At 61.8% G+C, this 14,130-nt stretch carries 14 protein-coding genes; 6 read left to right on the forward strand and 8 right to left on the reverse strand.

What is annotated here, in order from left to right; genetic code table 11:
* Nucleotides 1-38: 38 nt before the first annotated feature.
* Nucleotides 39-242, reverse strand: a complete 204-nt coding sequence (locus ACZ3GY_RS16540; RefSeq protein ID WP_042556574.1) for a YbdD/YjiX family protein — start codon at nucleotides 240-242, stop codon at nucleotides 39-41.
* The gene (locus ACZ3GY_RS16545) at nucleotides 232-2,313 is read right to left on the reverse strand and encodes a carbon starvation CstA family protein (RefSeq protein ID WP_465911132.1); all 2,082 of its coding nucleotides are present in this window, start codon (nucleotides 2,311-2,313) and stop codon (nucleotides 232-234) included. The genes ACZ3GY_RS16540 and ACZ3GY_RS16545 overlap by 11 nt, the downstream gene beginning before the upstream one ends.
* 270 nt (nucleotides 2,314-2,583) lie before the next feature.
* Here ACZ3GY_RS16545 and ACZ3GY_RS16550 point away from each other — a divergent pair, with 270 nt between their 5' ends.
* The 4 genes from ACZ3GY_RS16550 (at nucleotide 2,584) to ACZ3GY_RS16565 (ending at nucleotide 5,367) form a co-directional block, all read left to right on the forward strand.
* The gene (locus ACZ3GY_RS16550) at nucleotides 2,584-3,960 is read left to right on the forward strand and encodes a cache domain-containing protein (protein WP_465911134.1); all 1,377 of its coding nucleotides are present in this window, start codon (nucleotides 2,584-2,586) and stop codon (nucleotides 3,958-3,960) included.
* On the forward strand, nucleotides 3,957-4,583 hold the full coding sequence (locus ACZ3GY_RS16555) for a response regulator (RefSeq protein WP_463562452.1): 627 nt from the start codon (nucleotides 3,957-3,959) through the stop codon (nucleotides 4,581-4,583). Before ACZ3GY_RS16550 ends, ACZ3GY_RS16555 begins: the two co-directional genes overlap by 4 nt.
* Before the next feature lie 141 nt (nucleotides 4,584-4,724).
* Nucleotides 4,725-5,093, forward strand: coding sequence for a PilZ domain-containing protein (locus ACZ3GY_RS16560; protein WP_463562453.1), 369 nt, complete (start codon nucleotides 4,725-4,727; stop codon nucleotides 5,091-5,093).
* A 127-nt stretch (nucleotides 5,094-5,220) separates the two neighbouring features.
* Complete coding sequence (locus tag ACZ3GY_RS16565) at nucleotides 5,221-5,367, forward strand: hypothetical protein (RefSeq protein WP_465911136.1); 147 nt, start codon at nucleotides 5,221-5,223, stop codon at nucleotides 5,365-5,367.
* Nucleotides 5,368-5,392: 25 nt separating this feature from the next.
* Here ACZ3GY_RS16565 and radA read toward each other — a convergent pair whose 3' ends face one another.
* Complete coding sequence (gene radA, locus ACZ3GY_RS16570; protein ID WP_463562455.1) at nucleotides 5,393-6,757, reverse strand: DNA repair protein RadA; 1,365 nt, start codon at nucleotides 6,755-6,757, stop codon at nucleotides 5,393-5,395.
* Nucleotides 6,758-6,892: 135 nt separating this feature from the next.
* On the opposite strand from radA, the gene ACZ3GY_RS16575 reads away from it, so the two are divergent.
* On the forward strand, nucleotides 6,893-7,378 hold the full coding sequence (locus ACZ3GY_RS16575; protein WP_465911137.1) for a GNAT family N-acetyltransferase: 486 nt from the start codon (nucleotides 6,893-6,895) through the stop codon (nucleotides 7,376-7,378).
* 76 nt (nucleotides 7,379-7,454) lie between these two features.
* Here the strand turns inward: ACZ3GY_RS16575 and ACZ3GY_RS16580 are convergent, their stop codons facing one another.
* Nucleotides 7,455-7,727 carry a DUF465 domain-containing protein gene (locus ACZ3GY_RS16580; RefSeq protein WP_465911138.1) on the reverse strand — a complete coding sequence of 91 codons (273 nt, stop codon included), beginning with the start codon at nucleotides 7,725-7,727 and terminating at the stop codon, nucleotides 7,455-7,457.
* Between the two features lie 289 nt (nucleotides 7,728-8,016).
* On the opposite strand from ACZ3GY_RS16580, the gene mscL reads away from it, so the two are divergent.
* Nucleotides 8,017-8,430 (forward strand): large-conductance mechanosensitive channel protein MscL, encoded by a 414-nt coding sequence (gene mscL / locus ACZ3GY_RS16585; protein WP_463562458.1) that lies wholly within the window; start codon nucleotides 8,017-8,019, stop codon nucleotides 8,428-8,430.
* Between the two features lie 60 nt (nucleotides 8,431-8,490).
* Here mscL and ACZ3GY_RS16590 read toward each other — a convergent pair whose 3' ends face one another.
* From ACZ3GY_RS16590 to araD1, 4 genes are all read right to left on the reverse strand, one after another.
* Nucleotides 8,491-10,056 carry a TerC family protein gene (locus tag ACZ3GY_RS16590; RefSeq protein ID WP_465911139.1) on the reverse strand — a complete coding sequence of 522 codons (1,566 nt, stop codon included), beginning with the start codon at nucleotides 10,054-10,056 and terminating at the stop codon, nucleotides 8,491-8,493.
* Nucleotides 10,057-10,338: 282 nt separating this feature from the next.
* The gene (locus ACZ3GY_RS16595) at nucleotides 10,339-11,112 is read right to left on the reverse strand and encodes a ferredoxin--NADP reductase (protein WP_225837978.1); all 774 of its coding nucleotides are present in this window, start codon (nucleotides 11,110-11,112) and stop codon (nucleotides 10,339-10,341) included.
* A gap of 346 nt (nucleotides 11,113-11,458) precedes the next feature.
* On the reverse strand, nucleotides 11,459-13,036 hold the full coding sequence (locus ACZ3GY_RS16600; protein ID WP_465911140.1) for an aldehyde dehydrogenase (NADP(+)): 1,578 nt from the start codon (nucleotides 13,034-13,036) through the stop codon (nucleotides 11,459-11,461).
* Between the two features lie 66 nt (nucleotides 13,037-13,102).
* Entirely contained in the window at nucleotides 13,103-14,098 is a 996-nt protein-coding gene (gene araD1 / locus ACZ3GY_RS16605) for an AraD1 family protein (protein ID WP_465911141.1), read from the reverse strand.
* Between the last annotated feature and the right edge of the window lie 32 nt (nucleotides 14,099-14,130).

A 14,130-nucleotide genomic window follows, 5' to 3' on the forward strand; every position in this document is an offset into this window, starting at 1 on the left:
GTGGTTCTTGAACCGGGCAGTAAACCCGGCAGATGGAATCAACAGCAGCGGATAGGCCGCCCCTTGCCGCCACCATAACGCGCTTCCTGGCGCTCGCGGAAGAAGGCTTCGTAGCTCATCACCGGCTTGTCCGGATGCTTCTTGGCCATGTGCTCGACATAGGTGTCGTAGTCAGGCATGCCCACCAGCATCCGCGCGGCCTGGCCGAGGTACTTGCCCATGCGGCTGAGGTCATTGAACACGGGCTACCTCCGGTGCGTCGGCAGGAATGGCCTGATACGGCGCCTCATTATCGCTGCGCGAATCCTTGCGCCAGGCGGCACGGCCAACTTTGACGGCATAGAACAGCACACTGACCACCACGAACAGGAACAGCACAGTGAGCGTGGCGTTAGTGTAGGCGTTGAAGATCACGTGCTGCATCTGACCAAGATCCTTGGCCGGTGCGAGGATCTGACCGGCATCCACAGCAGCCTGATATTTCTTGGCCAGAGCCAGGAAGCCGACTGCCGGGTTCGGATCGAGCAGTTTGATCAGCCCTGCGGTGGTGGTGCAGATCAGCAGCCAGGTGGCCGGAATCAGCGTCACCCACACATAGCGCTCACGCTTCATCTTGATCAGCACCACGGTACCGAGCATCAGCGCGATGCCGGCAAGCATCTGGTTGGAGATGCCGAACAGCGGCCACAGGGTGTTGATCCCGCCCAGCGGATCGATCACGCCTTGATAGAGCAGCCAACCCCACAGCGCCACGCAGCCAGCGGTGGCGATGACGTTGGCGAACCAGGACTCGGTCTTCTTCAGCGAAGGCACGAAATTGCCCAGCAGATCCTGCAGCATGAAGCGCCCGGCACGGGTACCGGCATCGACCGCGGTGAGGATGAACAGCGCCTCGAACAGGATCGCGAAGTGGTACCAGAAAGCCATGGTGTTCTCACCCGGCAGCAGATTGTGGAGGATCTGCGCGATCCCCACAGCCAGGGTCGGCGCACCACCGGCACGCGCCAGGATGGTGTTCTCGCCGATATCCCGAGCGACCGCTTCCAACTCTTCGGGGGTAATCAAGAAACCCCAGCTGCTGACCGCGGCGGCAACCGACTGCACATCCGAGCCGACCAGCGCCGCAGGGCTGTTCATGGCGAAGTACACACCCGGCTCGATCACCGAAGCGGCGACCATCGCCATGATGGCCACGAAGGACTCCATCAGCATGCCGCCATAACCGATGTAACGGGCATGGGACTCGTTGGCGAGCAGCTTGGGCGTGGTGCCTGAGCTGATCAGGGCGTGGAAGCCGGAGACCGCACCGCAGGCGATGGTGATGAACAGGAAGGGGAACAGCGTGCCCTTCCACACCGGCCCGGTGCCATCGGTGAACTGGGTCAGCGCCGGCATTTTCAGCTCGGGCATGACCACCAGAATGCCGATAGCCAGAGCGATGATGGTGCCGATTTTCAGGAAGGTCGACAGGTAGTCACGTGGTGCCAGTATCAACCATACCGGCAATACCGCGGCGACGAAGCCGTAACCGATCAGCATCCAGGTGATCTGCACACCGGTGAAGGTGAAGGCCGGGCCCCACACAGGATCGGCAGCGATCACGCCACCCAGCCAGATCGAACCGAGCAGCAGGATCACCCCGATCAGGGAAATCTCACCAATGCGGCCGGGCCGGATATAGCGCATGTAAATGCCCATGAACATGGCGATGGGAATGGTCGCCATTACCGTGAACATGCCCCACGGGCTTTCCGCCAACGCCTTGACCACAATCAGCGACAGCACCGCAAGGATGATGATCATGATCATGAAAGCGCCGAACAGCGCGATGGTGCCTGGCACCTGGCCCATTTCCTCGCGCACCAGCTCGCCCAAGGAGCGGCCGTTACGGCGCGTGGAAATGAACAGCACCATGAAGTCCTGCACCGCACCGGCCAGAACCACACCGGCAATCAGCCAGAGCGTGCCGGGCAGATAGCCCATTTGCGCGGCGAGCACCGGGCCGACCAACGGACCGGCGCCAGCAATGGCGGCGAAGTGGTGACCGAAGAGGATGTGCTTGTTGGTGGGAACGTAGTCCAGGCCGTCGTTGTTGAGTACGGCGGGGGTCGCGCGACTGGGGTCGAGTTGCATCACCTTGGTGGCGATGAACAGGCTGTAGTAGCGATAGACGACGAGATAGATCGCCACGGCAGCGACGACAATCCACAAGGCATTGATCGACTCACCACGATTCAGCGCCACGGTACCTAGCGCGAAGGCGCCCAGTAAGGCGACGGCAAACCAGGCGAGATGGCTAGCCATTCTGGTCATTTGGCCTCTCCTGCCGCAGACCTTGGCCCACGGCGTTCATTGTTATTGTTGTGCCCCGCAAATCAGAGCCCAGCAACTATCTCTCTAAGTTCCCTTGCCGGTAATTCGCAAAACTACCCACGGCCCTCTACGTAGAACTACGCAGCTCGGCACCAAGCCTACCGACCGGTCACCGCCAGCTTTTGTGTATGCTCTGCCGGCCGCAGCCCCAGGGATGATCAATGCACCCTGCTCTACCCCGCCGGCGAACCTCCCCTCCGGAGTGAATCGATGCAACTCAAACACAAGATCGTCGCCCTGAGCCTGTTGCCCATGCTGTTAGCAGTGGCCGTGGTCTGCCTGCTGGTACTGGTGCAAAACCAGCGCCTGGGCAATCAGCAGGCGCAACTCATCGAGCGCAGCATCCTTAGCAGCAAGCAGGCCGAGCTCAAGCACTATGTGGAAATGGCCCTGAGCACCATCGAGCCGCTGTACGAGAATGGCCTCGACGACGACGAAACCAAACGTCAGGTGCTTGCCCTGCTGGCTCGGATCAATTTCGGCAGCGACGGTTACTTCTTCGTCTACGACCGCAACGGCAAAAGCCTGATGCACCCGCGCCAGGGCGCTCTGGTGGGTAAAGACCTGTGGAACATGACTGACTCCAAAGGCTTGCTGGTGATCCAGGCGCTGATCCGCAGCGCCCAACAGGGCGATGGCTTTCAGCGCTACGGCTGGCAGAAACCCTCCACCGGACAGATGGCGGACAAGCTCGCCTACGTGACCCTGCTCGATCGTTGGGGCTGGATGCTCGGCACCGGTATCTATCTGGAGGACGTCGACAACGCCATCGCCCAGGTTCGCCATGACGTTGGCAGCGGTATTCGTACCACCATGCTGGCCATCGCGGTGGTCGCCCTGATCGCCGTGCTAGTGGTGTTCGCCAGTGGGCTGACGCTCAACGTCAGCGAACATCGCCTCGCCGACCGCAAACTGCAGCAACTTACCCAACGCATCATCACCTCTCAGGAAGATGAGCGATCCCGGCTGTCCCGCGAGCTGCACGACGGCATCAGCCAGTTGCTGGTATCGATCAAATTCAAGTTCGAACTGGCAGGCCACGAACTGGAGGCCGGCAAGGCCAGCGCCGCGCAAACACTGCACCAAGGAATCGAGCGCCTGGCGGGAGCGATTGGCGAAGTCCGGCGCATCTCCCACGACTTGCACCCATCACTACTCGACACCCTCGGTCTCGCCTCGGCCATCGGCCAACTGGCCAGCGAATTCGAGCAGCGCAGCGGGCTCAGCGTGAACTATCACAACAGCCTGGGTGATACCCGGCTGAGCGATGACATGAACGTGGCGCTGTTCCGGATCTTGCAGGAGGCGCTAACCAACATCGAACGGCATGCCCACGCCAGCCGGGTGGCAATCAGCCTGACGGGCAACAGCCGAAGTGTAAACCTGCGGATCAGTGATGACGGTGCCGGCTTCAGCCCACGCAAGGCCGAACAGCACAGCGGCGGCATCGGCCTGCGCAATATCCGCGAGCGGGTCGAACATTTCGGCGGGGACTTCAACGTCACCTCGACGTCATCCGGCACCAAGCTCGACGTTGCCCTGTTACTCTCCGCCGCCACGCCACCTACTCAGGATCAGCCGCTATGAAGACGATCCGTATCGCGCTCGTCGACGACCACGTGCTGGTGCGCGACGGCATACGTACGCTGCTGTCGATGGTCGAGCACTTCGACATCGTCGGCGAAGCCGGCAGTGGCAGCGAAGCACTGGAACTGGTGGCCCGTGAGCAGCCCGACATTCTGCTGATGGACATCGGCCTCAAGGACATCAACGGCCTGGAACTGACCGGCATCATCAAAAAGCGCCACCCGGCCATCAAGGTGCTGATTCTGAGCATGTACGACAACCAGGAATACGTCAGCAGTTCGCTGCGCATGGGCGCATCGGGTTATGTGCTGAAAGAGGCGCCGTCGCAGGAAATCATCTCCGCTATCGATGTGCTGGCGGTTGGCGGTCGGTTCTACAGCGGCGATGTCGCGCAGAAGCTGTCTCAGGAAGAAACCGAAGAAGGCGAACTCACGCCGCGCGAGCGCCAGGTTCTGCTGATGATGGCGCAAGGGCTCAACAATAAGGCCATGGCCGGAGAACTGCAGATCAGCGTGCGTACCGTAGAAACCTACCGCCTGAACATTCGTCGCAAGCTCGATATCGAAAAGCCAGCCGATCTGGTCAAGCACGCCATCCAATACGGATGGGCGCCGGAAACCTGACAACAAACCGCGGAATGTTTGCTTACCGCGGTGATCATATGCAGATGCGCGATCACTCCCACATACGACAGTGATCTACCGATTGGCGGCGGCGATAAGCTCGCTTGGCTATAGTGGACAAAACAAATAGAGGATGCCCCCATGAGCAACACCCATGAACGCCGACGCTTCCAGCGCATCGACTTCGATGCCCCTGCGGAGATCGTCCAGGGCGAACGAGTCTGGCAAGTGGAGCTTCACGACATCTCGTTCAAGGGCGTTCTGGTACGTCGCCCATGGAACTGGGATGGCGGTACCGGTGAAGATTATCTGGTGCGCGTCACCCTCGACGACAAGCTACAGGTGGCGATGCAGGTCGAGCTGGTGCATCTCGAGGAGCGTGTACTGGGCTTTCAGTGCCACCACATCGACCTTGATTCCATGAGCCATCTGCGGCGTCTGGTCGAGCTCAATCTGGGTGATGAGCAACTGCTCGAACGGGAGCTGGCTGCGCTTTGCGAGGAAGACTGAACGCCATGCGGCGTCCTGTCGCGCACGTGCGCCGGCAATGATTGACCTTGATCAAGGTTCTCCGAAGGGGCGAATCGCAGGATAGAGACGAACCCAACAGGGGAACATTCCCCACGGAGGCATCGTCATGATCAGCGCCCCTATCGCCAAGGCAATCGACTTCCCCTCGCAACGTCAGGCACAGCGCCCGGCTCGCCCGAATGCCTGGCTGGCACGCATCGGCCAGCGCCTGCAGCGCCGCCAATACGCGGATGCCGTCTGCCCAATACACTGAGCAAAGCAGCTGACCGAGGACGCGCTTACTCGAAGAGCGCGTCCAACGCCTGCTCCAGACGGGTAACGGCGACTATCTGCAGGCCCGGCGGCGCTTCTTTCGGCGCGTTGCCTTTGGGCACGATGGCGCGCTTGAAGCCATGCTTGGCGGCCTCTTTGAGACGTTCCTGGCCACTCGGCACCGGCCGTATCTCACCTGATAAACCAACCTCGCCAAACACCAGCAGATCGTGAGGCAACGGCCGATTGCGCAAGCTGGATATGACGGCCGCCATCAACGCCAGGTCGGATGCCGTTTCCAGCACCTTCACCCCGCCGACCACGTTGAGAAACACGTCCTGATCATAGGTAGGAATGCCGCCGTGACGGTGCAGCACCGCCAGCAGCATGGCCAGGCGATTCTGATCCAGCCCCAGGGTGACCCGGCGCGGATTGCCCATATGGCTGGTGTCGACCAGCGCCTGCACCTCCACCAGCATCGGCCGAGTGCCTTCCCAGGTCGCCATGACCACGCTGCCCGGTACTTCTTCCTGAGCACGGGTCAGGAAGATCGCTGATGGGTTGCTCACTTCCTTGAGGCCCTTGTCGGTCATGCCGAACACGCCCAACTCGTTGATCGCGCCAAAACGATTCTTCACCGCCCGCAGCAGACGTAATCGGCCATCCGGGTCGCCTTCGAAATACAGCACGGTATCGACCATGTGCTCCAGCACCCGCGGCCCGGCTAGCGAGCCTTCCTTGGTGACGTGGCCGACAAGGAAGATCGCCGTCCCACTTTGTTTAGCGAAACGCACCAGCAGCGCCGCGCTCTCGCGCACCTGAGCAACACCACCAGGTGCCGACTGCAGCTGCTCGGTGAAGATGGTCTGAATCGAGTCGATCACCATCACCTTGGGCTTTTCCTGGCGGGCGGTGGCGATGATGCTTTCGATGCAGGTTTCGGTCATCACCTTGAGCTTGTCTTCAGGCAGCCCCAAGCGCCGGGCACGCATCGCCACCTGCTGCTGGGATTCCTCGCCAGTGACGTAAAGCGCCGGGAAACGCTGAGCCACATTGCACAACGTCTGCAGGAGGATGGTCGACTTACCGATGCCAGGGTCGCCACCAATCAGCACCACAGAGCCGTCCACCAGGCCGCCACCGAGCACCCGGTCGAGCTCCGCCGAGGCGGTGGAAAAGCGCGGCATTTCCTCGACGCTGACTTCGGCCAGGGTCTTGAGCTGAGCCTGCGCGCCCGTCCAACCCGTTCGCCCGCTGGGCGCCGCCGCGCCGGCTTCGATCATGGTTTCGGTCAGCGTGTTCCACGCACCGCACTCACCGCACTGCCCGGCCCACTTGGGAAAGGTCGCGCCGCACTCGGTGCAGCCATACAAGCGTTTGGCCTTGGCCATGAGAGTCGTCCTGCTGGAAAGCGAAGCCCGAAACGATACCGAACAACTGGATAAATTTACAGACATTCGGCACGCAGGCTATCAGCGGCCGGCGCAGGGGCCGATAATGTGCCGCTCATCCGCGAGATACCTGCCATGTCCATCGAACTCGTTCCCGCCAGCGCCGAGCAGCTACCGCTGATCCGCAACCTCTATCAGTTCTACGCCTACGAGTCGTCGGACTGGGAGCAGGAGGACGTTGAAATCGACGGGCGTTTTTATGTTCATGAGCCGCATCTGCAGCGCTACTGGCAGGACGAAGGCTGGAGCGCGCTGCTGATTCTGGTCGATGGTTTCATCGCGGGTTTTCTATTGCTCGAACGATGCGACGACCCGAGCGTGGCCGAGATGGAATTCGCCGACCTGTTCGTTCTACGCAAATACCGCCGCCTGGGCATCGGGCGGGCGGTGTTGCAGCAGGTGGTAAGCGACGGGCGCACCTGGCTGACCTGCTGTTACGAGCAGGACGAACTGGCGAGCGCCTTCTGCAAGCAGGTGCTGAGCGAGCTACCGCAGAACGTGAGAGAACTGGACGCCACCGAGGCCGAACCCGGTCTGCGCCGCTTCGTGCTGCACCCGTAGCCTGCGGTTGAGCGATACCCGGGGATGGTGACAAAGCCGAGATCGCTTCCTGGGTATCGCTTCGCTCAACGCAAGGCTACGTCGATTTACGAGTTCCGCACTGCTTGCCACAGTTGCAGCATCCACCATCGGCCTTGCGGATCTGCCGAGCCAGATCCTCGCGCAGACCGGAGCGCCGCAGCTTGAGTGCGGAAAGCGGCACACCATCAGGCCGCTCGATGCCGTTTTCGATGCGCGCGATACGCCGGTCGGCATCGTCGTGTTGTTCGGCCAACGCGGCGTAGGCAGGATTGCGGCGCTGCAGCATCTGCGACTGCGTTTCGGGGTGAGCGGAGTAATCGATATGCATGGCTGGGCTCCCGCCAAATGAATTAGCACCACTGTAGCCCGGTAGCACGTGATGGTTTTTGATCCTCGTCAACGCCCCTCAAGCAACGGATCAACCTCCCGTCGACTAGCCAGGAGAAGCGAAGCAGAGCGGCCCTTACGAGCCCCCCGAGTAATTGGCCGGTAATAAATTCGGACAATATCCCGACACTGGGGTCACAACCGATACACGCGGCCTGGAGGCGGTGTATGGCAGATAAGCGGGAGTGATTTACACTTCACTGCACGAATCAGACTAATGGGGGTTGTACATGGGCATCATCAACGAATTCAAGGCGTTCGCCGTCAAAGGCAATGTCGTCGATATGGCGGTCGGTATCATCATCGGCGCCGCCTTCGGCAAGATCGTATCGTCGTTCGTTGGCGATGTGATCATGCCGCCGCTGGGCTTGTTGATCGGTGGGGTGGACTTCTCCGATCTGGCGATCACCCTGAAGGCCGCCGAAGGCGATCTGCCCGCCGTAATGCTGGCTTATGGCAAGTTCATCCAGACAGTCATCGATTTCGTCATCGTCGCCTTCGCCATCTTCATGGGCGTCAAGGCGATCAACCGCCTCAAGCGCGAAGAAGCGGTGGCGCCCTCGGTACCGCCAGCGCCGACTCCTCAAGAGCTGCTGCTGGGCGAGATCCGCGATCTGCTCAAGGATCAGCAGCGCAAGGATTGACCCGAACACCGCAAACAATAACGGCGCCTCGAGGGCGCCGTTATTGTTTATGCCAACCGGTTACACGGCCAGTTCGGTGCTACCAGGCTTCAGCAGCACCCGCGTTATACGACGCTCCTTGACCTCGATCACGGTCAGCTCCCAGCCCAGATAATCGACTTTGTCACCGATCAGCGGCAGGCGGTCGAGCAGGCTCATGGCTAGGCCGGCAAGGGTCTGATAGTCGTCCGTAGGGCGCGCAGCGAAATCCAGCCGGTCGCGCAATACCGCCAGGTTTACCGCACCGTTGACGCGATAACCGCCCTCCACTTCCTCGACATCCGGGCCATCCACTTCGCTGGCATCCGGCAGCTCACCGGCAATTGCTTCAAGAATGTCGGTCAGCGTCAGCAAGCCTTCGAAACCACCGAACTCGTTGACCACGAAGGCCACGTGAGTGGAGCCCTGGCGCATCTGCTCCAGGGCGCTGAGCACGCTGGAGCTGTCCGGCAGGTTGATCGGCGCACGCACAAGGTTCTCGATATCCGGTTGCTGGCCCTTGAGCAGCTCCTTGAACAGCTCCTTCTTGTGGATGTAACCCAGCGGCTCATCACGGGAGTCGTTGCGGGTAACCACAAGGCGCGAGTGCGGTGAGTCGAGCAGCGCCTGGTGGATCTTCTCAGGGGCGTCGTCGAGGTTGATGCGGTCGACTTCCATGCGGTCGGTCATGACCTTCTGGATCGACATTTCCGCCATGTTCAGCACGCCACTGATCATCACCCGCTCGCGGCGGTCGAACAGCGCGGTTTCGCCCTGCTCGCCGTCGAGCATGTCGGCGATGTCCTCACCCACTTCGTCGGCCTGCACCTTGCCGCCCAGCATGCGCATCACCGCATGGGCCGTGCGGTCACGCAGACCACGCTGGCCTTGCAGGCTGCGCTTGCGGCGCGAACGAGCGATCTGGTTGAACAGCTCGATGAGAATCGAGAAACCGATAGCCGCGTATAGGTAGCCTTTCGGAATGTGGAAGCCCAGACCTTCGGCAGTCAAGCTGAAGCCGATCATCATCAGGAAGCCCAGACACAGCATGATCACCGTCGGGCGTGCGTTGACGAACGCGGTCAGTGGCTTGCTGGCGACGATCATCAAGCCCATGGAGATCACCACGGCGATCATCATCACTTGCAGGTGCTCGACCATGCCCACGGCGGTGATGACCGCGTCCAGAGAGAACACTGCGTCGAGCACGATGATCTGCGCCACAACCGGCCAGAACCGCGCATAGACCTTGCTGCCACCATGTTGGTGGGTACGCCCTTCGAGACGTTCGTGCAGCTCCATGGTGGCCTTGAACAACAGGAACACACCACCGAACAGCATGATCAGGTCACGGCCGGAGAAGGTCTTGCCGAACACGTCGATCAGCGGCTCGGTCAAGGTGACCAGCCACGCGATGCTGGCCAGCAAGCCCAGGCGCATGATCATCGCCAGGCTCAGGCCGATCAGGCGGGCACGGTCACGCTGCTCGGGCGGCAGCTTGTCGGCGAGGATGGCAATGAACACCAGGTTGTCGATGCCCAGGACGATTTCCAGGACGATCAGGGTCAACAGGCCTAACCAGGCCGTCGGATCAGCGATCCATTCCATTTAGTGTGTAGCTCTCTCTAGGGGAAAACAAAGGCAGCCGAAAGCGCCACGCATGCACAGGGCAGGCACGGGAAATCTCGGCTGACGGGAAGAATGCGCAACGTTCGGCTGCACGGAAGGCTTGCACCGAGCGGCGCTGCCTTTGGGAAGTACCGCCCTCGTCCATAACGGCGAGGGCGATCGTCTACTGTCGCTGTCCATGAAGACCGGATAGTGGAAAACAGACCACGCAATCTACTGGAGCGCGAGTCACACTGAAAGCGCTGAGTTTGTAACGGCGCTTTACCAGTAGTTTTCCACGGCCACTTGGCCAGGACGGCGGGTCAGGCTCAAGTTGAGGCCCCGCGCCTTCAGGCGCTGGCGGATGTCGTCGATCATCTGCGGGTTGCCACAGATCATTAGCCGCGAATGCTCAGGCGCCAGTTCCAGACCAGCGGCACGCTCCAACTCGCCGCTGTCGAGCAGCTCGGTGATGCGGGCATTCAGGCAACCCGGCGCCTGCTCGCGGGTAACTACCGGCAGGTAGGTGAGCTTATGGGTGTACTCAGCCAGGTGCTCGAGCTCGGCAAAACCGTGGATCATCGGCTGGTAAGCCAGTTCGTCGAGCGACCTTGCGCTGTATACCAGCACGATGCGCTCGAAACGCTCCCAGATTTCGAAATCCTGCAGCATCGACAGGAACGGCGCGATGCCGGTGCCGCTGCCAAGCAACCACAGATCGCGACCATCGATGAAACGGTCGAGGGTCAGGTAACCCGTCGCCATCTTCTCCACCAACAACGTATCGCCCACGCGCAAACGACTCAGTTCACTGGTGAACTCACCACCTGGCACGACGATGGAAAAGAACTCCAGATGCTCGTCGTGGGGCGCCGAGACCAGCGAGTAGGCACGCCAGACCACGGTGCCGTCAGCCTTTTCCACCCCGAGACGGACGAACTGCCCGGCGCGGAAACGAAACCCCGCATCCCGGGTGGTACGCAGGGTGAACAGGCTCGGGGTCAGGGTCTGCACCTCGAGCAAGGTCTGGCGGGTGAACTTGTCTTCGCTGCTCATCGACGGCTCCATCGGGACTCATGCCCCTAGTGTCGCGCAAAGCCACGCGGCTAAACACCGGCAAAGATCAGGGACAACGGCACCCAAAACCACGCAACCAACTTTGTAGGAGCGTCGACCCCGGCGCGATGCGAGGGTGGCCGTCCAACAGAATCTGCTGCGCGCCTTCCATTCGCCGCGAGGTCGCGGCTCCTACAGACCGGTAGCCTGGGGTGAGCGAAGCGATACCCGGGAAAGGCCTTGCCTTACAACGCCAATCAATCCTGGCACACGAAAAAGCCGACCCTGAGGTCGGCTTTCTCTTTACCGCTTAGAGCGGGCTGGCGCCGTGTCGGTGAGCCGTTTCTTACAGCGCGTCGCGGCTGCTGGCGCCATCCACAAGACGGGCGATACCCAGCGGGTTGGCATTCTTCAGTGCGTCGGGCAGCAGAGTGTCCGGGCAGTTCTGGTAGCACACCGGACGCAGAAAGCGGTCGATGGCCAGGGTGCCGACCGACGTACCACGGGCATCGGACGTCGCCGGGTACGGGCCGCCGTGCACCATGGAGTCGCAGACTTCCACGCCGGTCGGGTAGCCATTGAACAACACGCGACCGACTTTCTGCTCGAGCAGCGCGAACAGCTCTTCGCTACCGGCGAGATCGCCCGGCTCGGTGATCAGCGTAGCGGTCAATTGACCGTGCAGCCCCTTGATGGCGGTCAGCAGCTCGGCCTTGTCGGCCACTTCGACGACGACAGTAGTCGGGCCGAAGACTTCTTCCTGCAGTCGTTCGTCGCCGTTCAGCAGCAGGCTGACGTCGGCCTTGAACAGTTGCGGGCGAGCCTGGCTGCCTTCTTGTTTAGCGCCGCTCAGATGGCTGATGCCGGGGTGTGCAGCGAGTGCTGCAACGCCCTTGCCGTAACTCTCTAGGCCGACAGGATTGAGCAGGGTCTGCGCCGGCTGTTCGGCCATTTGGGCGGTCAGGCTCTGCAGAAAGGCGTCGAACTCTGGCGAGCGGATACCAATCACCAGGCCGGGATTGGTGCAGAACTGGCCAGCTCCCAGCACTACCGAAGCGGCCAGCTCGCCAGCGACCTGTTTGCCGCGCGCCTTGAGGGCTTCGGGCAGCAGGATGACCGGGTTGATGCTGCTCATCTCGGCGAACACCGGGATCGGCTGCGGGCGGGCTGCTGCCATATCGCACAGGGCACGGCCACCACGCAGCGAGCCGGTGAAGCCGACAGCCTGAATGGCCGGGTGCTTGACCAGCGCGGCACCGACGATGCCCCCGTAGATCATGTTGAACACGCCTTTCGGCATGCCGGTTTTCTCAGCGGCGCGCAGCAGTGCCGCGCCAACCAGTGCGGTGGTAGCCATATGGCCGGGGTGAGCCTTGAACACCACCGGGCAGCCAGCGGCCAGCGCGGAAGCGGTGTCACCACCCGCTGTGGAGAAGGCCAGCGGGAAGTTGCTGGCGCCAAACACGGCCACCGGGCCGAGGCCGATGCGGTACTGGCGAATGTCCGGGCGCGGCAGCGGCTGACGATCCGGCAACGCACGGTCGATGCGCGCGCCGAAGAAATCGCCACGGCGCAGCACCTTGGCGAACAGGCGCATCTGGCCGCTGGTACGGCCACGCTCGCCCTGGATACGACCAGCGGGCAGCGCGGTTTCCTTGCACACGGTGGCGACGAAATCGTCACCCAGGGCATCCAACTCGTCGGCGATTGCATCGAGGAAATCGGCGCGCTTGGCCGCCGGCAAGCTGCGGTAAGTCGGGTAGGCGGCGGCTGCAGCTTTGGCAGCGGCGTCGACTTCTTCGGCGGTGGCCTCGACGAATTCATACGGCAGCGTTTCGCCGCTGGTGGCGTCGACGCTCTGCAGCTTCACGGAGCCGCGGGCACTGTAGGCGCCGCCGATGATGTTATGGCCGTTAACGGACATGAAATATTCCTCCTGGTCAGAACCGGGTCGGGGCCCTGAGGCCCCGCGGTGAATGACGGCTGGTGGTTACAGGGCAGTCACGCCGCCCGGCTCGAGCGGCTCGTCGGCCGCCACCAGCCCATTGCGCAAAGGTGCGCCAAACTCGTTCATTTCGATCTCGAAGGTATCACCCGGCTGGGCCTTGATACCGTCGGCATAGGACAGCGTAGCGGTTCCGAAATAATGCACATGCACATCACCCGGACGCAGGAACTGCTGGTACTTGAAGTGGTGGAACTCCAGGTTCTCCAGACTGTGGCACATGTTCTCCTCGCCACTGAGGAACTCCTTCTCCCACAACACCTCGTTGCCACGGTGAATGCGGCTGGTGCCGGACAGATGGGCCGGCAGCTGGCCTACGCGCAGCTCAGGGCCATAGGCGCAGAAACGCAGCTTGGAGTGAGCCAGGTACAGGTAGCTGCGGCGTTCCAGCACGTGGTCGGAAAACTCGTTGCCCAGTGCGTAACCGAGGCGGTAGGGCTTGCCGTCATCACCGATGACGTACAGACCGACCAGCTCGGGCTCTTCGCCGCCGTCCTCGGCGAACACCGGCACCGGCAGATCGGCGCCCGGGCGCACGACGATGCTGCCATCGCCCTTGTAGAACCACTCTGGCTGGGCGCCAATCTTGCCAGCGCCAGGCTTGCCGCCTTCGAGCCCCCAGCGAAACATGCGCATGGTGTCGGTCAGGGTGGCTTCGTCCTGGGCCTTGTGCTGGTGCATCTTGTCACGGGTCGAGGCGCTGCCGAGGTGGGTCAGGCCGGTACCGGTGACCAGGCAATGGGCCGGGTCCTCATGATCCAGCGGCGGCAGGATGCGCCCGCCTTTCTGCAGATCGGCATACGCCGGGCCAGCCTCGGTACCTAGGCCGTTCACTTCATCCTGCAGGCTGTGCCCGGCACGGATCGCCGCCAGCGCCAACTCACGGGTGCTGCTGATGCCGCGAACGGTGCGGATGGTATCGCCTTCGACAACACCAACCTGACGCTGGCCTTCGGTGGATTCGAACTGGATCAGTCGCATGGCTTATCTCTCTTATTGGTCGCTTGCCCGAA

The sequence above is a fragment of the Pseudomonas sp. PME37.24/006 genome (assembly GCF_055556635.1).